Annotated in this window: 24 protein-coding genes; 14 read left to right on the top strand and 10 right to left on the bottom strand. The window is 66.3% G+C overall.

The annotated features are described in order from the left end of the window. Positions 1-15 precede the first annotated feature (15 nt). On the top strand, positions 16-999 hold the full coding sequence (locus tag BG61_RS15300; protein ID WP_035938890.1) for a 2-dehydropantoate 2-reductase: 984 nt from the start codon (positions 16-18) through the stop codon (positions 997-999). Between the two features lie 140 nt (positions 1000-1139). Here the strand turns inward: BG61_RS15300 and BG61_RS15305 are convergent, their stop codons facing one another. Further along, on the bottom strand, positions 1140-2345 hold the full coding sequence (locus BG61_RS15305) for an NAD(P)/FAD-dependent oxidoreductase (protein ID WP_035938888.1): 1206 nt from the start codon (positions 2343-2345) through the stop codon (positions 1140-1142). Between the two features lie 501 nt (positions 2346-2846). Between BG61_RS15305 and BG61_RS15310 the strand changes: the two genes are divergently transcribed. From BG61_RS15310 to BG61_RS15320, 3 genes are all read left to right on the top strand, one after another. After that, the gene (locus BG61_RS15310; protein WP_035938886.1) at positions 2847-3218 is read left to right on the top strand and encodes a nucleotide pyrophosphohydrolase; all 372 of its coding nucleotides are present in this window, start codon (positions 2847-2849) and stop codon (positions 3216-3218) included. A 128-nt stretch (positions 3219-3346) separates the two neighbouring features. Further along, the gene (locus BG61_RS15315; protein WP_035938884.1) at positions 3347-4528 is read left to right on the top strand and encodes an acyl-CoA dehydrogenase family protein; all 1182 of its coding nucleotides are present in this window, start codon (positions 3347-3349) and stop codon (positions 4526-4528) included. Positions 4529-4985: 457 nt separating this feature from the next. Continuing rightward, positions 4986-6125, top strand: a complete 1140-nt coding sequence (locus BG61_RS15320) for an acyltransferase family protein (RefSeq protein WP_035939024.1) — start codon at positions 4986-4988, stop codon at positions 6123-6125. 110 nt (positions 6126-6235) lie between these two features. Here BG61_RS15320 and BG61_RS15325 read toward each other — a convergent pair whose 3' ends face one another. Together BG61_RS15325 and BG61_RS15330 are read right to left on the bottom strand one after the other, a co-directional pair. Beyond that, positions 6236-7360: an FUSC family protein gene (locus BG61_RS15325; protein ID WP_035938881.1), complete on the bottom strand. Its 1125-nt coding sequence runs from the start codon at positions 7358-7360 to the stop codon at positions 6236-6238. Positions 7361-7579: 219 nt separating this feature from the next. Next, positions 7580-7849, bottom strand: a complete 270-nt coding sequence (locus tag BG61_RS15330) for a DUF4148 domain-containing protein (RefSeq protein WP_035938879.1) — start codon at positions 7847-7849, stop codon at positions 7580-7582. Between the two features lie 231 nt (positions 7850-8080). Here BG61_RS15330 and BG61_RS15335 point away from each other — a divergent pair, with 231 nt between their 5' ends. The 5 genes from BG61_RS15335 to BG61_RS15355 all read left to right on the top strand — a co-directional run bounded on the left by BG61_RS15335 (position 8081) and on the right by BG61_RS15355 (position 12527). Continuing rightward, complete coding sequence (locus tag BG61_RS15335) at positions 8081-8656, top strand: universal stress protein (protein ID WP_081868077.1); 576 nt, start codon at positions 8081-8083, stop codon at positions 8654-8656. A 218-nt stretch (positions 8657-8874) separates the two neighbouring features. Then, positions 8875-9909, top strand: coding sequence for a M14 family zinc carboxypeptidase (locus BG61_RS15340; protein WP_035938877.1), 1035 nt, complete (start codon positions 8875-8877; stop codon positions 9907-9909). Then, positions 9906-10679 (top strand): alpha/beta fold hydrolase, encoded by a 774-nt coding sequence (locus BG61_RS15345; RefSeq protein WP_035939018.1) that lies wholly within the window; start codon positions 9906-9908, stop codon positions 10677-10679. The genes BG61_RS15340 and BG61_RS15345 overlap by 4 nt, the downstream gene beginning before the upstream one ends. A 341-nt stretch (positions 10680-11020) precedes the next feature. After that, positions 11021-11263 carry a hypothetical protein gene (locus BG61_RS15350; protein ID WP_035938875.1) on the top strand — a complete coding sequence of 81 codons (243 nt, stop codon included), beginning with the start codon at positions 11021-11023 and terminating at the stop codon, positions 11261-11263. Between the two features lie 394 nt (positions 11264-11657). Then, entirely contained in the window at positions 11658-12527 is an 870-nt protein-coding gene (locus BG61_RS15355) for a GNAT family N-acetyltransferase (protein ID WP_035938874.1), read from the top strand. A gap of 19 nt (positions 12528-12546) precedes the next feature. Here the strand turns inward: BG61_RS15355 and BG61_RS15360 are convergent, their stop codons facing one another. After that, positions 12547-12759, bottom strand: coding sequence for a DUF1059 domain-containing protein (locus BG61_RS15360; protein ID WP_035938872.1), 213 nt, complete (start codon positions 12757-12759; stop codon positions 12547-12549). Positions 12760-12905: 146 nt separating this feature from the next. On the opposite strand from BG61_RS15360, the gene BG61_RS15365 reads away from it, so the two are divergent. Together BG61_RS15365 and BG61_RS15370 are read left to right on the top strand one after the other, a co-directional pair. Next, positions 12906-13346, top strand: coding sequence for a DUF3293 domain-containing protein (locus BG61_RS15365; RefSeq protein WP_051672549.1), 441 nt, complete (start codon positions 12906-12908; stop codon positions 13344-13346). 234 nt (positions 13347-13580) lie between these two features. Then, positions 13581-14072: a chorismate mutase gene (locus BG61_RS15370; RefSeq protein WP_051672550.1), complete on the top strand. Its 492-nt coding sequence runs from the start codon at positions 13581-13583 to the stop codon at positions 14070-14072. Positions 14073-14121: 49 nt separating this feature from the next. Here the strand turns inward: BG61_RS15370 and BG61_RS15375 are convergent, their stop codons facing one another. Then, on the bottom strand, positions 14122-14565 hold the full coding sequence (locus tag BG61_RS15375; protein ID WP_035939012.1) for a universal stress protein: 444 nt from the start codon (positions 14563-14565) through the stop codon (positions 14122-14124). Positions 14566-14904: 339 nt separating this feature from the next. On the opposite strand from BG61_RS15375, the gene BG61_RS15380 reads away from it, so the two are divergent. Then, positions 14905-15471 carry a VOC family protein gene (locus tag BG61_RS15380; protein ID WP_051672551.1) on the top strand — a complete coding sequence of 189 codons (567 nt, stop codon included), beginning with the start codon at positions 14905-14907 and terminating at the stop codon, positions 15469-15471. A gap of 201 nt (positions 15472-15672) precedes the next feature. Here BG61_RS15380 and BG61_RS15385 read toward each other — a convergent pair whose 3' ends face one another. Together BG61_RS15385 and BG61_RS15390 are read right to left on the bottom strand one after the other, a co-directional pair. Beyond that, positions 15673-16536, bottom strand: a complete 864-nt coding sequence (locus BG61_RS15385; protein WP_035938870.1) for an anti-sigma factor — start codon at positions 16534-16536, stop codon at positions 15673-15675. Then, entirely contained in the window at positions 16533-17081 is a 549-nt protein-coding gene (locus BG61_RS15390) for an RNA polymerase sigma factor (RefSeq protein ID WP_035938867.1), read from the bottom strand. Before BG61_RS15390 ends, BG61_RS15385 begins: the two co-directional genes overlap by 4 nt. Before the next feature lie 440 nt (positions 17082-17521). On the opposite strand from BG61_RS15390, the gene BG61_RS15395 reads away from it, so the two are divergent. Then, on the top strand, positions 17522-17932 hold the full coding sequence (locus BG61_RS15395) for a DUF2000 domain-containing protein (protein WP_035939009.1): 411 nt from the start codon (positions 17522-17524) through the stop codon (positions 17930-17932). 284 nt (positions 17933-18216) lie between these two features. Beyond that, positions 18217-18489, top strand: a complete 273-nt coding sequence (locus BG61_RS15400) for a DUF4148 domain-containing protein (RefSeq protein ID WP_035938866.1) — start codon at positions 18217-18219, stop codon at positions 18487-18489. A gap of 14 nt (positions 18490-18503) precedes the next feature. Here BG61_RS15400 and BG61_RS15405 read toward each other — a convergent pair whose 3' ends face one another. From BG61_RS15405 to BG61_RS15415, 3 genes are all read right to left on the bottom strand, one after another. Next, a complete protein-coding gene (locus BG61_RS15405) occupies positions 18504-19199 on the bottom strand; it encodes a winged helix-turn-helix transcriptional regulator (RefSeq protein WP_035938863.1) in 696 nt (231 codons plus the stop codon). A gap of 41 nt (positions 19200-19240) precedes the next feature. Then, positions 19241-20554 (bottom strand): sensor histidine kinase, encoded by a 1314-nt coding sequence (locus BG61_RS15410; RefSeq protein ID WP_051672556.1) that lies wholly within the window; start codon positions 20552-20554, stop codon positions 19241-19243. 94 nt (positions 20555-20648) lie between these two features. Continuing rightward, entirely contained in the window at positions 20649-21362 is a 714-nt protein-coding gene (locus BG61_RS15415) for a response regulator transcription factor (protein ID WP_051672552.1), read from the bottom strand. Positions 21363-21402: the final 40 nt, after the last annotated feature.

Below are 21402 nucleotides of genomic sequence, written 5' to 3' on the forward strand. Positions count from 1 at the left end.
GAGAGGAACGAGACGATGAAAGCATGCATCTACGGCGCTGGCGCCATCGGCGGATGGATCGGCGTGAAACTGACGCAGGCGGGGTGCGAGGTCAGCGTCGTCGCGCGGGGCGCGACGCTCGCCGCGCTCCGGCAGCACGGGTTGCGGCTCGTGGACGGCGGCGAGACGCACGCGGTGAGCGTGCGCGCGAGCGAGCAGCCCGCGGAACTCGGCGTGCAGGATCTCGTGATCGTCGCGGTGAAGGCGCCCGCGATGGCGTCGGTCGCGGCACAGATCGCCCCGCTGATGAACGCTGACACCGTCGTCGTGACCGCGATGAATGGCGTGCCGTGGTGGTTCTGCGACGGCCTGGGCGACGCGTTCGCCGGCAAGCGCCTCGCGTCGATCGATCCCGACGGCGCGATCGCCGCCGCCATTCCCGCCGCACAGACGGTCGGCTGCGTCGTGCACGCGAGCTGCACGCTCGACGGCCCCGGCGTGGTGCGGCACCATCAGGGCACGGGCCTCATCCTCGGCGAGGCGGCGGGCAAGCCGAGCGAGCGCGTGAAGTCGCTGTGCGCGATGCTCGCCCAGGCGGGCTTCGACGCGTCGATGTCCGACAAGATCCAGCGAGACGTCTGGTTCAAGCTGTGGGGCAACATGACGATGAACCCGGTCAGCGCGATCACCGGCGCGACGACCGACCGCATTCTCGGCGACGAGCTCGTGTGCGGGTTCGTCACGAACGTGATGCTGGAAGCGAAGGCGATCGGCGCGCGCTTCGGCATCCCGATCGACCAGGCGCCCGCCGATCGCCACGCGGTCACGCTGCGGCTCGGTGCGATCAAGACCTCGATGCTGCAGGACGTCGAAGCGAAGAGGCCGGTCGAACTCGATGCGCTCGTCGGCGCCGTGCGCGAACTCGGTCAGATGACGGGCGTGCCGACGCCGTTCACGGACGCGCTGTTCGGCATCGCGCGGCTGCAGGCGCGCACGCTCGGGCTCTATCCGCAGACCTGACCGCGCTCGGCTGGCGGGAATGAAGGAAGCCGTCCGGCGTGCTGCGCCGGACGGCTTCTTTTCTTTCATTTGCATTCGCCTTGCGTGGTGCAGCGTTCATTCACTAAGCAGGTGCACGGCGTTCCTGGCGATTTCGTCCGTTACGCGACCACGATGCGGCGCGGATCGGCTGCGGCGAGCGCTTCGGCGCGATCGGCGCTCGGCGGATAGATCCACTCGGTGTTGATTCGCTGCTTGAGCTCCTTCGCTTCGGCGCCCACGAGCCGGACTTCGCGCTCCCAGCCTTCCGTGTAGACGGCGCCCCACGGGCCCAGATCGAGACACGTCACGTACTTCGGCTGGCTGTACGGCACGCTCGCGAGCCCGAGCAGGTCGGCCGCGACGTTGTGGCCCGCCGAGCGGCCAAGGTTCATCGCGTGCTGGCACGACATCATGGCGTAGTTGCCCTCGTCGTCGGTGGCGGCGTACGCGACGTCGCCGGTCGCGAACACGTTGTCCACGCCCTTCACGCGCAGGTTGCGGTCCACGTGCAGGCGGCCGAGCGGGTCGCGCTGCGCCGGAATCTGCGCGGTCAGCGAGCTGGCGCGCACGCCCGCGGTCCAGATCACGGTGCTTGCGTCGATCCGGTGGCCGTCCGACGTGGTGAGGCCGCCTGCGTCGACCGCCGACACCGCCGACCCGAGCCGCCACGTCACGCCGAGTTCATCGAGAGCCTGGGTGATCACCGGCCGCGGGCCGCGGCCCAGATCTGCGCCGAGTTCCCTGTTGCGATCGACGACGATCACGTTGACATCGGTGCGCTCGCCAAGCGCCGCGCGCAGGCGCGCCGGCATCTCCGCCGCCGTTTCGATGCCGGTGAAACCGCCGCCCGCGACCACCACGGTGTTGCGCGCCGGCGTATCGGGCCGCTCGGCGAGGCGGGCGATGTGCGCTTCGAGCTCGGCCGCTTCGTCGACCTGGTCCACGCTGAACGCATGTTCGCTCAGGCCCGGAATCCCGGGGCGAAAGAGCCGGCTGCCGGTGGCGAGCACGAGCCGGTCGTAGCCGAGCGTGAACGTGTCGCCTTCTGTGCCGGTACCTTCCACCTCGTTGCGCTCCACGTCGATCCGCTCGACGGTTCCCTGGATGAACTTCACGCCGACCGCGTCGAAGATGTCCCTGAGCGGCGCCTTCATGCCCGCGGCTCCGGTTTCGTAGAGGCGCGGGCGCACGTGCAGATGCGGCTCGGGCGCGATCAGCGCGATCTCCACGTCAGCCGCGTCCTGTTCGTCGACCAGACGCGCCGCGCTCAGCGCACTCCACATGCCGGCAAATCCGGCCTCGATTACCAGAATACGTTTCGTCATCTGAATCTCCTTGGATGGATGTTTGTGTGCTCCGAGCGGTTGTTTGCATCGCTCATTGCTTAACTACGATTCTATGAGGCGTAGTTAAAAAAGACAAGAAGGCTCTTTGCAAGGCGAATGTAGTTGTCGTGGGGTTTTGCGTGCAGTGCCGGTATAAAAGCAAACTTAGTTTGAGAAGTTACATATTCGATAGTAAAGTTCTCTAATAATTGGTAAATAAGGAAATAACTACCGTTTGTTGAAGCAAGTAATGATCGCAAGGGAGGCCTCAGTGCAACAGGCAGACGCTTCTCGGGATCGGATGGATGCGATGAATGCGGCTACTACGAGTTGTCCATGCGTAGTAGGGGCGGTGGGAACGCCTGCCATCCTGCGGGCTATCCGCCGCAAGCCGCGGTGCCCGCCGCCCGCATCCACTATCATCGGCATCGAAGCGCCCGCCGCGGAACCAGACCGCACGCGCCGCGCGCGTCGATTCGGAACATCGGAGGAAGCACCGGTATGGAAAGACCCGAAATGCGAAGCGAGCTCGCCGAGTTGCGCGATCTCGTCCGCGAATTTGTCAGCGAGCGGGAGTGGCAAAAATTTCACACCCCGAAGAACGTCGCCATCGCGATCAGCGTGGAGGCGAGCGAACTGCTCGAACCTTTCCAGTGGCTTGCGACGGGCGACAAGCCCGAGCTGGGCGACGCCCGGCTGACCGGCATCCGCCACGAGATGGCCGACGTGCTCGCCTATCTGATCCTTCTCGCCGACAGGCTCGATGTCGATCTCTATCAGGCGATGCTCGAAAAGATGGCCCTTAATCGCGCGAAATATCCCGCGGAGAAGGTGCGGGGCGACCGGCGGAAATACTCCGAGTACGACGACTGAAGCCGCGCGGCCGCGACGGCCGAACCGGCCCGTGCGCCAGGGCAATCGGGAAAGACGCAATGGCGCCGCGCGCCGCGCGCCGGCTATGCTGCCGCGACACGGTCTCTCTTCCAATCAAAGGATCTCCGATGGACTTCACGCTTTCCCCCGAACTGAGCGACCTGCAGGCGCGCGTGCGCGCGTTTGTCGCCGACGAGATCGTTCCCTTCGAGCACGATCCGCGCTGCACGCCGCACGGTCCGGACGAGGACCTGCGCGCCGAACTGATCGCGAAGGGGCGCAAGGCGGGGCTGCTGTCGAGCCACGTGTCGCCTGAATTTGGCGGCCTCGGGCTCGGGCACATGGCCAAGGCGGTGTTCTTCGAGGAAGCGGGCTATTCGCCGCTCGGCCCGGTTGCGCTGAACATCGCGGCGCCGGACGAGGGCAACATGCATCTGCTCGAAGCGATCGCGACGCCCGCGCAGAAGGAGCGGTGGCTGCGCCCCCTCGCGGCGGGCGAGATCCGTTCGTGCTTCTGCATGACCGAGCCGCCGCCGGGCGCGGGCGCGGACCCGGGCATGCTGCAGACCGTCGCGATACGCGACGGCGACGACTACGTGATCGACGGCCGCAAGTGGTTCATCACGGGCGCCGAGGGCGCGGCCGTCGCGATCATCATGGCGAAGCTCTCGGACGGCCCCGCGACCATGTTCCTCGCCGACATGACGAGTCCCGGCATCGTGATCGAGCGGGCGATGGGCTCGCTCGATTCGTGCTTTCCGGGCGGCCACGGCGTGGTGCGCTTCGAGGGCCTGCGCGTGCCCGCGGAAAACGTGCTCGGCGAGGCGGGCGAAGGCTTTCGCTATGCGCAGGTGCGGCTGTCGCCCGCGCGTCTCACGCATTGCATGCGCTGGCTGGGCGCGGCGCGCCGGGCGCACGACATCGCGTGCGCGCATGCACGCGCGCGTCACGCGTTCGGCAAGCCGCTCGGCGAGCACGAGGGCGTCGGCTTCATGCTCGCCGACAACGAAATGGATCTCCACGTCACGCGGCTCGCAATCTGGCACTGCGCGTGGGTGCTGGACCAGGGTGTGCTCGGCAAGCACGAGTCGAGCATTGCGAAGGTGATTTCGTCGGAGGCGCTGTGGCGCGTGGTGGATCGTTCGGTGCAGGTGCTGGGCGGGCAGGGCGTCACGCATGAGACGGTGGTCGCGCGGATCTTCGCGGACATGCGCGCCTTTCGCATCTACGACGGCCCGTCGGAGGTGCACCGCTGGAGCATTGCGCGGCGCATCCTGCGCGGCGACAAGCCGCGCCCGCAGGAGCACTGAACGCGGCACTGAACGAAGCACGGAAGCCGGCAATGCGCGGCGCGTTGCCGGCGGGAAAATAAATCCGCGCAACCCGCTGCGGATTTATTTTTCTCCGGCGAACCGTGCATTGGCGATTTTTTTTCCTCCGCGACCGTCCTAAGATGGTCCGAACGCGTGTGCCATCGTTTGTGCGGACCCATCCGCCCATCGTCGCGACGGCACACGGCACGCATGGGGCGGAACCGGCGCACTGACGGTGCCGATCACGGATCGGGCGAACGAACATACCTGTTCTCGCTGCTGCGCCGCCCCGGGACGTCGAAGGCAGCGCGCCCTTGCGCGCGTTGCCACGGTTGCTTCGTCCTCGCACTCGGGCGCGGCGTCGCAAGTTTCACGGATACTCGTTTCCACTTCTTCGCCGCGGCCTTCACCAATCCAGGTGTGTTTGCGTACACCGATTCGGACGATGGCATTCATGGAAAACAGGATTCGCGGCCTGGACGGCCTGCGCGCAATTGCCGTGCTGATGGTATTCACCCAGCATCGCATCACGGGCCCCGGCAACGAAATCGGGCATCTCGGCGTATGGATATTCTTCGCGCTCAGCGGCTTTCTGATAACGGGCATATTGACCGGTCAGCGCGAGAAAATCGATGATGAAACCAGTCATTTTTTCGCGGAGCTCAAGCGCTTTCTCTTCAGGCGGACGCTGCGGATATTCCCTGTCTACTACCTTCTGCTCGCCGTGATGGCGGCCTTGATGGGCCTGGGTTTCGCAAGCCCGTGGCTCGCCCCGGGATTACTCTTTCATTTCGCCTATTTATCGAACATATGGATCGGCGATGTGCTGCATTACTGGCCCGGCCCTTATTCGCATTTATGGAGTCTCTCGATTGAAGAGCAGTTTTATATTTTTTTTGCACCGCTCCTGTTGATTGCGCCTGCCCGCTGGCATCTGAAATTCTGTTATGTGGTATTCGCGGCCGGCGTGGCATCGATAATGCTCATGCGCATTGAAAACGAGCCGGCTATCGTTGCGTATACGAATCCGCTCGGCAATTTCTGGCTGTTCGCGCTCGGCGGCATCGGCGCAGCGTGGCTGCGCCGGGAACAGTCCGTCGCCCGGCAGATCCTGTCCCGGCCGCAGACGTTCATCGCGCTCGTGTGCGGCGTCGCGGCGCTCGCCGCGACCCAGCCGCTCTGGAAGCTTGCGGCGAGTCCGGTCGTCTACACGGGCATCTGCATGCTGTATGGCGTCTGCATTGCCGCGACCGTCTGCTCGATCGCGTGCAGCGGCAGCGCGCGGCTGGTCGGCCTGCTCGAAACGCGCTGGCTCGCGTCGCTCGGGCGCATCAGCTACGGGTTCTACCTCTATCACAACTTCGTGCCGAATTTCGCGCGCCTCGCCCGCGTGAAGGCGATGTTCGGCGGCCAGGCGGTGCCGTGGTGGGTTCAGGCGCTGGGCGTCGCGGCGTCGTTCGTCGTCGCGCTGGTGCTCGCGAAGCTGTCGTGGCGGTATATCGAGGAACCGGTGCTGCGCCTGAAGACGCGCCAGACGGTGCGCGCCGTGAACACGGCAACGCCTGCCCGCCGCGCCGATCTGTACCGCGGATGAACGGCATGGATCGGTTGCATCGGGCGGACGCCTTCCTGCGCGCGGAGGCGCCGCGGCGAATCGAATCGAGCGCTCCGGTCATGACCGGACGACTCCCTGCTCCGGTGCGCCTACTGCGCGGTGCGCGGCGGGCGCAGCGGAAAAATGAACAGCGCGGCCGCGAGTCCGAGCGCGCCGCCAAGCAGCGTCTCCCATGCGCGCGCCGCGAGCAGCGTAATCGAATGCTCGCCGCTCACCGCCAGCGTCACGATCAGCGTGAAGGCAAAGGCCGCGCATGCGATGTCGTAGCGCTCGGGCAGCGCCATCGAGTAGACGATCATCGCGAGCGCGGCCACCGCCCAGATCAGCAGCGGCGCATGCACGGCGACGGGCAGGCAGGCGAGGCCGAGCGGAACGCCGATCAGCGTGCCGATGATCCGCCGCCGCACGCGCTCGGCCGTGCCGGTCGCGGAGCCCGCGACGACATACGTGCAGGCCGTGATCGCCCAGGCGGATTCCTCCAGGCCGACCGTCGCGTTCAGCGCGATCACGACGAGCGCGCCGCTTGCGGCCTGCACGCCCATGACGAGTTCCGGCGCGAGCTTCCAGCGGCTCTGCACCGCGGCGGGCGCGAGCGCGGCGACCGACGCGGGATGCTCGGCGGGGCCGCTCAGCATGCGCGGTACGATCGACGCCACCGCCGCGATCATGCCGGCGACAGCCACCACGGGCAGATCGGCGGGCACGAGCCGCAGCGCATAGGCGAGCAATTGTCCGATGAAAAACTGCGAACCGATGCCCGCGCCGAGCACGCCGAAACGCTTCAGATAGCCGACCAGGAAGGCGCCTGTGACGAGCGTCAGTTCCGGACCCGCGCGGCCGGCCGGCTGCAGGAGCGGCGCGAGCAGGATGAACACGGCCGCGCCGAGGGCGCCCGCCGCGCACAGCAGCGCGAGGTCGCGGCTCGACTCGGGGCGGGTCGTGCGCGCTTCCGAGACGCTTGCCCAGAGCGCGCAACTCCCCGCGAGCGTACCGAGCGACGCCGAGCCGGGCAGCTCGCTCGTGATGTCCTGCAGCGTGCCGAGCGAAGCCGCGATGCCGAACGCGGTGATGAGCCGCAGCCCCTTGATGCGCCGGTGCGTGCCGGGGTCGACCCGGTTGATCCACGCGATCGCGGCCGTGAATGCATGCAGGACGCGTCGCGTGCGCGGATCGGAATGCGGGCGGGCGCCGCCGATGGGCTGGTCGTCGTTCATGGGTGGTGATCCGGGACGGCGGGCTTCGGGAGCGAGACTCGGACTGCCTTCCGATTCTAGGCGATGGACGGCGCGTGCGTTGCGCGCCGGCCGGGCTGCGCGCATGTGCCGAGCGTGCCGTTTGAAGACGCGAACGCCCCGCTGCAAGCCGATGCCCGTAATACTTCTGAATTGGCCGCGGCATCCGGCGCGCGGGTGCTCGCGCGCCTTGCCGGCCGGCTACTGAATGCCGGAGCCGGCCGCCTGCGCCCGCTGTGCCGCGACGATCCGTCCTGCGCGTTGCGCGTTTTCAGGGTAGTTCAGCCAGTCGTTCGGATCGTAGCCGGCCTTGATCCATGCGACGAGATCCGCCTTCACCTCGGCGCGCGTCATGGGCGCGGACGGATCGTAGTAGCGCGAAGGAGGCTGCGCGAACGCGCTGGTGGCACACCAGGCGCCGGCGATGGCGATCGCGACGGCGCCCGGAAAGAGGCGGGAAAGGATTTTCATGACAGGAACCTCGAACCGTCAGTGAGGACGGTCTTTCCATTCTAGGCGACACGCCGCACGAGGCCTTGCGTCACCGGTGAGCGCATCAACGCCTATACTGTAAGCAGTATGTAAACAGTCTTCTGCGCCCGCCGCACGGACCTCGCGCGTCGGCAAGAAGGCCATAGACCGGACCCCGGACACCCCGGATACCGCCGGAAACATACGAGGACGCCCGCACGGGAGGAACTCATGTTCAAGCATCTATTGGTGCCGACGGACGGTTCGGCACTCTCCGGCGCCGCCGTTCAGATGGCGGTGACCGTCGCGAAGGAAAACGGCGCCAGCCTGACGGCGCTTCACGTGATGCCCGAGTTCCACGTGCTCGCATACGGATCGGAAATGCTCATCGACACCGAGGAGCGCTTCATGCGCTCCGCCAGGGAGCACGCGGACAGTTACCTCAGGGCCGTCGGGGAGACGGCGACGGAGGCGGGCGTCGAGTGCGACACCGTCGCGACGGTGCGCGCCCACCCGTATGAAGCAATCATCGACATCGCGACGCATCGTCATTGCGATCTCATCGTGATGGCGTCGCATGGACGCGGCGGCATGCGCGCGCTCCTGATCGGCAGCGAGACCCAGAAGGTGCTCACGCACAGCATGATTCCGGTGCTGGTCGTGCGGCAGGAGGCGCACGCAGGCGCCGCGCGCGGCGTCGAAGCCGGCATGCCGCAGGCTCCGGCGAGCGATCCCGACCGGATCTACGTGCCCAATCCGCCGCTCGCGGTCGAGCCGGATCAAGGTTCGCGGCGGCCCGCGCCGTAGCTCGACCGCATCGTCTCTTCGTGCCGCCGCGCTCGCCGCCGCGTCTCGTGTCCTGCGCGGGCGCGCCGGTGAGCCGTACAAATCCGCGTATGTCGATCGGCCGATCGGCCCTATACTCGTCGTCCCGTTAGCGGGAAAATCGACCGGACGGTCGGATCAGGCGACCTCGATCCGTCGAAAAAAACAACCAGAAAACAACCAGACGACAGGGCGTGGCCATGAGCACGTTACGCGTTGCAGCAGACAGCTTCGCCGAGTTCGACGAACTCGAAGACATCCTGGCGGCGGGCGGCACCCGGTTCGAGCGGCGCACGGTGTGCGAAGTGCGAAGCGGCACGCGGGCGTTTCCCGTCGTCACCGCCGCGATCGGATCGAGCGACCCCAACGCCCCGGCCATCGGCTTTTTCGGCGGCGTGCACGGGCTCGAGTGCATCGGCACGCAGCTCATCCTCGACTACATGCGCGCGCTGCTGCGCCGCCTCGAATGGGACGATCTGCTCGGCGAGCAGTTGCGCTCGATCCGGCTCGTCTTCATGCCGATCGTGAATCCGGGCGGCATGTGGGCGCGCACGCGCTCGAATCCGAACGGCGTCGACCTGATGCGCAACGCGCCGCAAAACGCCGAAGGACGCGTGCCGTTTCTCGCCGGCGGGCAGCGCATCGGCCCCTGGCTGCCGTGGTATCGCGGCAGCCCCACGGAATCGATGGAACTCGAAAGCACCGCGCTCCTCTCGGTCGTCACGGACGAGCTGATCTCGCGGCCGTTCAGCCTTGCGGTCGATTGCCATTCGGGCTTCGGCTGGGACGACAGCATCTGGTTTCCCTACGCCCGGACCGCGCGCGAGATGGCCCATCTCCCCGAAATGTTCCTGCTGAAGACGATGTTCGAGCAGTCGCATCCGCATCACGGCTACGCGTTCGAGCCGCAAAGCCACCAATATCTGCTGCACGGCGATCTCTGGGACTGGGCCTACGACCAGGCGCGTGCGCCCAGCATCTTCCTGCCGATGACGCTCGAACTGGGTTCGTGGCGCTGGATCAGGAAGAACCCGCTGCAGCTTTTCTCGCGGCTCGGCATCTACAACCCGATCAAGGCGCATCGCACGAGGCGGGTGCTGCGCCGGCATCCGAGCTTCTTCGACTTCCTGACGCGCGCGGCCTTCTCGTCGCATCGATGGCTGCCGCGCGGCGAGTTCCGGCACGAACTTCAGCGGCGCGCGGCCGAGCACTGGTGCCGCAAGCCCGCGCAATGAGCCGGTGGATCCTGCTGCGCGGCCTCACGCGCGAGGCGCGCCACTGGGGCGCGTTCGCAGAGCGCCTTCGCGGCATGGGCGGCGCGTTCGCGGACCGCGTCACGCTCATCGACCTGCCGGGAAACGGCGCCGAATGGATGCAGAAGGCGCCGCTCGACGTGCGCGCGATGACCGCATTCGTGCGTGCGCGGGCGGCTGACAGGGGCGTTGCGCCGCCGTACCGGCTGATCGCGATGTCGCTCGGCGGCATGGTCGCGACCGAGTGGGCGCAGCGGCATCCGGACGAAATCGAACGGCTGGTGCTGATCAACACGAGCATGCGGCCGTTCGCGCGCGTCACCGAGCGCCTGCGGCCCGCGGCGTGGCCGGCGCTCGTGCGGGTCGCGGCGGCGTGGCCCGACGCGCCGCGAAGCGAGGCGATCATCCACGCGCTGACCTGCAACCGGCGCGATACCGCCGCCGCCGATATCGCCCATTGGGCCGACATCCGCCGCAGTGCGCGCGTGAATGCGGCGAACGGCGTGCGCCAGCTGCTGGCGGCGGCGCGCTTTCGAGCCGACGCTGCGGCGCCGCGCTGTCCGACGCTTCTGCTGTCGTCGGCGGCGGACCGGCTGGTCGATCCGGTGTGCTCTGTGCGCATCGCGTCGCAGTGGCATGCGTCGCACGCCGCGCATCCCTGGGCCGGCCACGACCTGCCTCACGACGACCCCGACTGGACGAGCCAGGCGATCGGCGACTGGCTCGCGGCCGTGGATCGCTCAGCGCCTTGACGCCGCGCAACGCGCGACTACCCTTGTAGTTCGGACGCACGGCCGGACACGATCCCGCCGGATAAAAAAAGTTTCACGAACATGCGTCTATTTGGCTGAAATGCCCGTATCGCGGGGCTTCGCGGGCTCATCCGCGTGAGCGGACCCTCCGTTCGTAGGATTCTTGCCACGCAGCAATCATGGCCATTGTTGCAACGCAACATCCTCCCGCGTATGCTGTATCGGCTGGGCGGGATCCCGGGCCTCGGTTCGAGGCGAAGAGGGCTTTCGGCCACCCTGGTTTTTCGTCCGTTGCCATGCGGACGCCGCACGGAGGAACCGCTTGTCGGAAGGAGTTGAACATGGACGCAGCGCTCAAGTCGTCGGACCCGACGCTTCACGTCTTCGAGCAGGAGGGCGAGTGGCACTGGGGTATCACCATCGATAGGCCGACCGGAATCGGAATGAAGGTCGTCGCCTTCAGCGAGGAAGGATTCGGCTCGGAAGCCGAAGCTCGCGAAGACGGCGAATACGTACTTCGCGCCGAGGACTGGAAGTCGAAACAAAGCTGGCGCCGCACCGAGCGCTCCCAGCGCTACCTCTGAGCCGTCCTTGCGCGGCGTGACGCCGCCCGCGCGGTGATGCCGGAGTCACCGGCGCGCACTCTCATCCTTCCTTTCCGTACCTTCACGGGGCCACAGCCGGCAATGCCGCGCCGCCGATGCCCGCCACGCCTTGCCACGCCGGCGCCGATCTGCCTGTTTGCCCTCCGTCAGCCCGAGCCGATGCTGCCGCGCCGACGCCGCGGCACGCTGCGCCGGATGAGAACGTCGATTTCCGTGACAGGGCGGACATGGCTGCGCGGGCCGCCCAAACTCGAGCCGGCGCGAATCGCGCGAGATGCGGTCACCGCTCTCGAGCCGGTCCGCAGGCGCCTTGCTGCCGCCCGCCGAATGGAGCGACACTTGACGCATTGCCAACGGCGCCCGAGGTGACCGCATGACAGAAACCGGCAACACGGACCCTGCGTTCTCGATTCGCCGCATGACGCCCGGCGACGTCGAACTCGCGCTCGAATGGGCCGCCGCCGAAGGCTGGAATCCGGGCCGCCACGACGCGCGCTGCTTCTTCGCCGCCGACCCTCAGGGCTTCTTTATCGGCGAGCAGGGCGGGGAGCCCGTGGGGTGCGTGTCGGCGGTTGCCTACGGCGACGGCTTCGGCTTCATCGGCCTCTATATCGTCAAGCCGGAGTTTCGCGGCAAGGGGCTCGGCATGCGGCTGTGGGAGGCCGGCATGGCGTATCTCGGCGATCGCAACATCGGGCTCGATGGCGTCGTCGCGCAGCAGGCCAACTACCGCCGCTCGGGTTTTCGCCTGGCCTACCGCAATATCCGCTTCGAGGGCACGGCGCAGGGCAGCGCCGGTGGAGGCGTGCCGCCGGGTATCGTCGAATTGCCAGCGGTGCCTTTCGGGCAGTTGGTGGACTATGACAGCCTGATGTTTTCCGCGCCGCGCCCGGCGTTTCTGCGGGCCTGGTGTGATCATCCCGGCGCGGTGGCGCGGGCGGCGATGAAGGACGGCGGGCTGCGCGGGTACGGCGTGCTGCGGCCGTGCCGCAGCGGCTACAAGATCGGTCCGCTATTCGCCGACGACAGCGCGACCGCCGCAGCACTCCACGACGCGCTCGTCGCCGCGGTGCCGGGCGAGACGGTCTTTCTCGACGTGCCCGAGGTCAACGCGGCGGCCGTTGCGCTGGCGGTGGGCCGCGACATGAAAAGCGTGTTCGAAACCGCGCGGATGTACACGGGCGAGCCTCCCCGTGTGCCCGTCGAGCGCGTGTACGGTGTGACGACGTTCGAGCTGGGCTGAGGCCGGGACTGCCGATGCATCAGGCCTTGCGCGGCGCGTCGGCGGGCGGCGTGCCGTCGTGGAAAAACGTCTTCAGCTGCGAGCGCAGTTCCGGCGAGTCGGCATGCTTGTGAACCGAAACCGCATGCTGCACGGCTGCTTCCAGCAGTTCGTCGTCGGAATCCGCGGAAAGCGCGACCGAGCAGTTCATGTCGCTCGGCACCTCGCGGCAATCGATGTATTTGCGCGTCATGACGTCCTCCTCATACGATTGAGTCATCGAATCTGCGTGCATCGATGCGCCACGAGCCGTTCGTCAAGACCCTGTCATGCACGCGCGCGCCTCGCGCGGCAACGCTTCTGAAAGTATAGGTGGCAAACGATGAAACCGGAGTTCGCGTGAAGGGCGAAACACTGGCGGCGTACAGGGCGGCGCGATATCGCGTCTTCACGGACCCGCCCGTCGACATGCGCATCGGCGAGACGAGCCCGGCGATCGCCCGACTGCTTGCACGCCACGGCGTGGAGACAGCTGTCTTCGTGACGGCCTTCAATCCCTTCAGCCACCCGTCGAGCGACGCGGACAACGCTGCGCGCCAGCAGGCGCTCGCCGTGCGTCTCGAAGGCCTGTCGCTCGCGACGATCCCCGGCGCCGGCCTCGACCCGCTGGGCGCGTGGCCCGGCGAGGCGAGCCTGCTCGCGCTCGGTGCGGACAGCGACGTGGCCACGCAACTGATGGTCGAGTTCGAACAGAACGCGGTCGTGTTCGTGGACCGCGAGGGGCGCCCGGAACTGCTGTTTCATCCCTCGCTCGCGGACAAGGGCGGCGCGTGCGAGTGACATGCCCAACGGCTCGCCGCCGCCATGCTGCACGAACCGGACGGGAATAATCGGCACGCGCAGGTGTTGTTCGTTCGGCGAGCCCTCGCGATCATCCGACGCGCGGCACCTTTCCCGCGCTTCTGCTTCGCGCGGAGCGTGCCGATCGATAGCACAGTGCCATGCGCGTGCCGATGGGTTGCAAGCTCGCACCGGCGCCGGCCTTCGCCGCGCCTATCTTCCGGAGCGCAACACATGCATGGAGACGAGTTCTTTCCCCTGATCGAGATGTCCGCGACACGGCTTGCCCTCGCGCGCGAAGTCGCGCTCGCGAAGTGGCATGCGCAGCAGGTGGTCGAGGACGGCGCGCGTGAAGCGGCCGTGATCTCCGCCGCGGCGCTCGCCGGAGCGTCGCATGGTCTGTCCCGCGTGTTCGCCACGCATTTCTTCACCGACCAGATCGAAGCCAACAAGCTCGTGCAATACACGTTGATTGCGCAATGGCGCCGCAGCGGCGCCGCGCCCGACGAACCGCGCCCGGACCTGAAGCGCGATGTGCGGCCGGAACTGGATCGTCTGCAAGAGGAACTCGTCCGGGAACTCGCCGCGACGCGCGCATTGCGCGAGGACCCCGAAGGCGCGACGATGCTCGCGACGGCCGTTGCGGCCTACGCGAAAGAGCGCGGACTGGACACGCTGAGCGTCATTGCGCTCGATCGTGCACTCGCGCGCGTATGCGAGCGATGAACGTAGCGCTGCGAGCGGCGCCATGCGTCATCGAGCGCAGGCTGCCGGTTCATTCCAGCGGCACCGTGACGACGGTGCGGCCCTTCGCGCGCTCGACCAGTCCGGTGTATGTCGCGGCACCGCCCAGCCAGCGCGCGAAGCCGCGGCGGTTGCGGTAGCCGACGACGAGCAGGTCCACATCGAGCATCTCGGCATGTCTTGCGATGCTCTCCACGACGTTGCCCACCGCGATATGCCCGCTCACGACGATGCCGCTTTCGCTCATCTGATCGAGCGCTTCCTTCAGCAGGTCCCGCGTGGTGTTCTCGATGCCGACGTACGCGAGGTCGCACAGCAGGCCAGCAGTCGATACGACAGAAGTGCCCGTGTCGACGACCGTCAGCACATGCGTGTGCGCATCGAGCGCGACGGCCATGCGGCCCGCGCGAACCAGCGCCGACTTCGCTTCGGCCGAGCCGTCGTAGTAAATCAATATGCGTTGATCCGAGTTCATGTGACGCTCCATCCGTAAGCCGGGCCGATTGCCCCTCGCATGTGTCACTCGGATAACGTGCGAGCCACGCAGATATTCCCCTGCGCTGTGCACACTCCTGTGCGCGATCCGCGAGCGCGCGGCATGAGTCGGGGCATCGATGAAACGGTCCGCGTCTTTGTATACAGAGGCGGAATATTCGAGCAACCGGCGTGTTTACGGGGAAGCCCCTCAGCTTTACCGTGGTGGCAATGTCGAAGCGCGAGGCTCGGCATGGCCGCCATGGAAGCCCGGTCGGCAGGATTCCAGCTATCGCCCAATGTGCGCTTATTGCGGTAAGGAAAGGAAAGGAGTTGAAGCATGAATCAGTTGGCAAGAGTCAAGGCAGCAAAGCCGTTGAAGAAGCTTCCAATGCGTCTGCATCACCACGCCTATACGACGGACGATCACGCGAAGACCCGCTACTTCTACGAAGAGGTCCTGGGCCTTCCGCTTGCGGACATGGATATCGAACGCGAGCTTCTCGACGACGAATGGGTCGATCTCGGCCATGCCTTTTATGAACTGGGCGACGGCAGCGCGCTTGCCTTCTTCAACTTCGCCGACACCGAAAAGCAGGCCGCGTGGAAGGCGAAGCAGCGCTCGATCTTCATTCACATTTCACTGCTCGTCGAGCGTTCGACGCAGGACGAGATCGAGAGCCGCCTGACCGATGCGGGCTTTCGTCCGTTCACGCTGAGGCACGGCTTCTGCACGTCGCTGTATGTGAAGGACCCCAACGGGCTGACGCTCGAATTCACGGTCGATCACGAAGACGCTTCGGATATCGCGCGCGAGATGGCGGTATCCGTGCGCCGCTGGCTGGAAGGCGATCGCAAGGCGAGCCATCGGTGGCGCGCCGATCTGGCGGAGAGCATCGGCGCCTGAGCATCGAGTATCACCAATGTGCGTGCGCAAGCGGCGGTTCGTGCGTACGCAGGCACGCAGAAGGGATGCCACGCCGGGGTGGCCGTCCCTGTCGAAACGAATGGCGCCCGAATCGAAACGGCGTTGCTGGAAGAGCTTGCAGGAAGATTGTGCAGCGCTCCCCCGCGGCGAGCGACAAGAAAAAAGAGCGCAACGCGCCCTTCAATACAACTGTTCGCCGCCGCCCTCGGACAGCTGCTTGCCCAGCATGTTCAGGTCCATTCCATCCGTCTTGCCGATCAGCGCATAGCCTTGCTGCGCCTGTCGCCAGGTGACCACGTCCATGTCGTCGATATCCTGCGCCGCGATGGCGTGGTCGGGCTTCGCTTCCTTCGTCACGCACAGCGCGACGGGCGAACCGCCGCTCTTCGGCAGGTAAACGATCTGCACGAGCGGCTTGTCGTGAAAGCGCAGACGCTGCACGCGCTTGAACTCGAGGCCCATTGAACTCAGGTCGGGGATGCTCACCGCGATGCCGTCGTCGCGGCGAATCTCGTCGACGATGCGCTCCGATAAGCGGAGGTCCGGGTCGAGATGCGCAAGCGTGTCGCGCGTATAGAGCTGCTGATAGTTTGCCGCCGCCCGCACCCACGGCGATGCGCCCTGCGATTCGAGCGACGCCGAAGCGGACATGATGTCCGGAGTGGCGCCCGGTCCGAGACGCAATAGCCCGGCCCAGCCGAAGGCCCCCGCGACGAACGCGACGGCAAGCCATGCGGGCGCGACGCGCGGCGTGCAGCGGCCCTGCATCGGGACCGCGATGCCGCCGCCGTACTGCTCGATGGTTTCGTCGTTGCTTGCGAAAGCGCGCACCATCTGTTCGATCTTTCGTTTCAGGTTTTCGGGCACCGGCGGCAGCTTCTGGTGCGCGAAAGCCTGTTGATACGGCAGCCGGGACGCACGAAGCAGCGCGACGTGCGAGGCGGCTTCGGCGGACCCATCGAGCTTCTTTTCGACACACTGGCGCTCGTCAGGCGACAGCGCATTGTCGACATAGGCCATCAGCAGCGTATCGTCTATGTTCATGACGCAGCGTCCTTGCTTTTCGCAGCAGTTTTCACTTTCCGATCTTCTCTCGTAAGGAATCGGGCCCCGACGGCCTGCCGGGCACGTGACAGACGGCTCATGACCGTCCCGATCGGCACATCGAGGACTTCCGCTGCTTCGTGGTAACTGAGTCCTTCGACGGCTACCAATAGCATAACGGCGCGCTGCGCTTCAGGCAATTGCTCTACGGCTGAGACGACCTGCCGGTTCATCACGTCGGTCTCTGGATTGCGCGCGGCCGGGTCCGCGACGGTCTCGAGAAAACTGTCGTCCCACTCCATGCTGGTGCGGTTGCGCACGTTGCGCGCGCGCAGTTCGTTGATCCATGTCGAGTGCACGATCGAGAACATCCAGCTGAGCGGCGACGTGTCCGGCTTCAGCTGATGCGAACGTTCAAGCGCGCGCAGGCAGGCGCGTTGCACCAGATCCTCGGCGTCGTGCTGATCGCGAGAAATTCGTAGCGCAAACGCCCACAATCTCGGCAGCAAATCGGGAAGCATGCTGGGTAAGTCTGCGGCGCTCATCGACGTAAATCCTCGCGTGATGTTTCGATCCGATACGTGCTGCATATGTCTGCTGGTACTCGCAGCGAGCGCAGTGTAACGTCGATCGAAAACGTTTGCTGACACCGGAATGTTGGGTTAACTAATGAAGTTGAAAGTGACGCGGGCGTCGCCGCGCGGAACCGGCCGCAGGCGGGCTTGCATGCCGGTCTCGTTCGCGCACGCGCGCCATGCAACGCGCGCCGGAGCATTGGCGGTCTGATCAATTCCGCTTGCGCAACGTTCGGCGCCGCGCAGGCGAGCGCGCATCAGCCGAGGCCAATCGGCTAACGCCGTTCGTTTTTTCGCCGAAAACAAGCATCGGCCGGCAGTTCATCAATATCATCGTGCTCGAGTCGTTCCTGAATCAGGCGCCTTTGCGGACGTACGCGGCGAGGCGCACGCAATGCATGGAGAGCAACATGGAGTTCGATACGAAAGTCGCGGTCATCGTGCTGGAGGATCTCGCGATATGGCAGAAGCTGAATGTCACGGCGTTTCTCGCGACGGGCATCGCAGGGGCGGCGCCGCATGCGCTCGGCGCGCCGTACGAGGACGCGAGCGGGCGCACCCACGCCCGGCTGCTCGGGCAGCCGATGATGATCTACAAGGCAAATGCATCTGGATTGTTGCGGGCATATCGTCAGAGTATCGAGCGGGAGCTGACCCGCGCCGTCTACGTTCGTGCGATGTTCTCCACCGGCCATGACGAGGCGAACCGGGAGGCATTCAGGCGCGAACCGCCCGACGCCCCCGACCTTGTCGGTCTGGCGATACGAGGCGTGAAGAACGGGGTCGACAAGGCGATCAAGGGTCTGTCGCTGCACCCGTGATCCCCGTGCGTGAGGGCACGGGCCGAATCAGTAAATCACACCTTTATGGTGCGTGGTCTGAAAGAATCTTCATGTTCGGGTAGCGCGCGTGTTAGACGCGCGGATGCGCTTCGCCCTCGATGGTCCCGACGCGGCACGCTGTGGGCGGCACCGCTTCCCATCCGATGAATAAGTTTTCATGTGCGTGCCAGCGTTCCGACAGGGCCCGCTGGCTAATCTCATATCGACAGTGCTTCGCGTGCCGCCGCCCGGCGGTCCGTTCAGTCAGTATCGAGGAAAGCGACATGAAGACTCTCATCATCGGCGTGCTCGTCGCGCTTTTTGCCACGCCCGTTGCGTTCGCCCAGTCGGCTTCGCAGGACGACCCTGCGCCTGCAGCGACCGCAGAGGCCGCTGCAGGCGCCGCGCCTTCGTTCGCTCAGGCGGACCAGGGCGCTGCGCGAAGCGCGGCGGCGCCCGCCGCGAAGACCCGCGCGGACGTATATCGCGAACTCGTGCACGCGGAGCACGACGGCGAGATGCGGGACCTGAACCGCACCGTGTTCTTCGGGCAGTGACCCGCGCTGCAGGCTCAACGCGTTGCTGACGAGGTTGTCAGGCGGTAGCCATAGCGGCTGACGGTTTCGATCTGCGCGGCGAACGACTTGCCCGCGAGCTTGCGCCGCAGGCGCGAGACGAGCAGGTTCACGCTCGACGGATCCACGTCGTCGCGATCGGGCCACGCATAGCGGATGAGCTGATCGCGGGCGACCGGCGAGTTCGCCTGCCGCAGCAGGCATTCGACGAGCAGATACTCGCGCGAGGTGGCGGTTACGCGCTTGCCGTCCTCCACGAGTTCGTGCGTGAGCGCGTCGAGCCGCAGCGACATCGAAGCGGCGCCGTCGCCTGCAGCGCCCTCGCGCGCGGCGAGCCGATGCAGCGCGACCATGCGCTCGTGCAGTTCGATGAACGAGTAGGGCTGGACGAGGCACGCATCGGCGCCCGCGCGCAGGATGCATGCGCGCTCCGGCGCGGTGGCCTGCGCGAGCACCACGATGATCGCGGGCATGCCCGGCTGCCGGCCGAACTCGGGCAGCAGGGCGCACAGTGTGGCGACGGCATCCGGTTCGAGAGCGACGATGACGATGGCGTCGAACGCATCCAGCGAGGCGACGTAGCGCGCGTCGTGCAGATCATGCGTCGCCTGAAGGCTGTGCGCGTTTTCGCGCAGCGCCTTGTGGAGATACGCCTCGTCGGCGTGTGAACGGGATACCAGTAGAACTCGCATCGGGAATTACAGGGAGTTGAACGCGCGACGATGCGTCGCCGTCACTGAAGCGTATGAGGCCAGCATTCCACCGTCATCGTCGTGCCGGGAAACTCGCCGGAGATGCGCAGCACGAAGTCGTGCACGCGCATGACCGCGGTCACGATGCCGAGGCCGAGCCCCGAACCGCTGATGTGCCGCGTATGGTCGGACCGATAGAACCGCTGCAGCACGGCTTCGCGCTCGTGCACCGGAATGCCCGGGCCGTTGTCGGTGATGCCGAGCCGCGGCCCGAACGGGGCCTGGGTAAGCTGGATGTGCACCATGCCGCCATCGGGGGAGAACTTGATCGCGTTGTCGAGCAGGTTGCTGCATGCTTCGAACAGGAGCGCGCGGTCGCCCTGGATCGGCTGCACCGGATCGAGATGGACGATCCACTGGATCGAGCGCTGCTCCGCAAGCGGCTCGTACAGCTCGCACAGTTCGCCGATGAGCGAGCACATGTCGACGGTGCCGAAGCCCGCGCGGCGCTTCAGCGCGCCGATCTCGGAGATGCGCAGCATCGCGCGGAAGCGGTCGAGGAGGGAGTCGGTTTCGGTGCGGGCCTGCTCGACCATGCCCTTGATGCTCGCGTCGTCGAGCGAGCCGGTGCGCTCGGCGATGCGCGCGAGCAGCGTGCGGATATGCGCGAGCGGCGTGCGCAGGTCGTGGGCGATGCCGTCGGATGCGCCCTTTACTTCGTTCATCAGACGCTCGACTTCGTCCAGCATGTGATTGACGAGTTGCGCGAGCATGTCGAGCTCGTCGCGGTCGCCCACGGGCAGCCGCTGATTCAGGTCGCCCTGTGCGATCTTCAGCGTGACGCGGCGAATCGCGCGCACGCGGCGCATCTGCCGCAAGCTCAGCAGAAAGCCGCTCGCGATGCCGATCGACAGGCAGTAGACGCCCGCGCCGACGAGCGCGTGAATCATCGTCTGGCGAATCCGCAGCACGTGCGTGAGGTCGCGCGCGAGCACGAGTTCCTGGCCGTTGCGGCGCAGCTCGGCCATGGCGCGCACCACGGGCACGGGCTCGCCCGGCACGAGCGTGAGCGTGCGGTCGAACGTATGGCCGGTGCGATCGGGCGGCAGTCCGCGAGGGACGGCGAGGATGTTGCCCGCGATGTGGCGGCCGTCGGCGGTGAAGAGGCCATAGAAGTTCGCATGCATCTGCCCGAGATCGATGCGGCGTTCGATGGCATCGGCCAGCTTTTCATCTGCGACGGAGTCGAAGTAGAACAGCTGCCACTGCATGACGACGTCGGTGTCGCCTTCCATCGTCGTCGTCACGAGCCAGCCGATGAAGCCCATCAGGGCCATCACGGAGAGCGCGAACATCAGCGCATAGACCGACAGCCATCTGAAGGCCGTGGTGTGCCAGCGGCGTGACGGTTCGGCCGGGGGCGGGGCGGAGCGCGTTTCGGTCAAGGCGCTACGACAGGATGTATCCGGAGCCGCGAACGGTCTGGAGGAGCGGTTCGACGCCGGGCGTGTCGATCTTCTTGCGCAGCCGGCCGATGTGCACGTCGATCAGGTTCGTGCCCGGATCGAAGTGATAGCCCCACACGGCCTCGAACAGCATCGTGCGCGTGATGAGCTGCCCCGCGTGGCGCATCATGAATTCGAGGATGCGGTATTCGGTGGGCAGCAGGGCGACGTCCGCGCCGTCGCGCGTGACCTTGCGCGTGAGCAGGTCCACGGTGAGCGGCCCGACGCTCAGACGGGTCTTGGGCTGTGCCGAGGGCTCGCGGCGGCGCCTGAGCAACACTTCGAGACGCGCCGTCAGCTCGTCGGGATCGAAGGGCTTCGTAAGATAGTCGTCGCCGCCCGCGCGCAGGCCGCGAATGCGTTCATCGACATCGCCGAGCGCGCTCAGCATCAGCACGGGCGTGTGCACGCCGACGGTGCGCATCGTGGTGAGAATGGTGAGTCCGTCGAGGCCGGGCAGCAGCCTGTCCAGAATGATCACGTCGTAGCCGCCCGAGACCGCGCGCGCGAGTCCTTCGCTTCCGTCGTCTTCCCAGTCCACCAGGAAGCCGGACTTTTCGAGTTCCGCGATGATCTCGGTGCCGGCCATCCGGTCGTCTTCTATCGTCAATACCCGGGATGCGGTCACGGTGCCCGGTTCCGCCGCTGTCGTGCTCATGCCTTAGTTCCTCGACTGGTCGACGAGCTTGTTCTTCGCG

The organism is Caballeronia glathei, assembly GCF_000698595.1.
Classification (GTDB): domain Bacteria; phylum Pseudomonadota; class Gammaproteobacteria; order Burkholderiales; family Burkholderiaceae; genus Caballeronia; species Caballeronia glathei.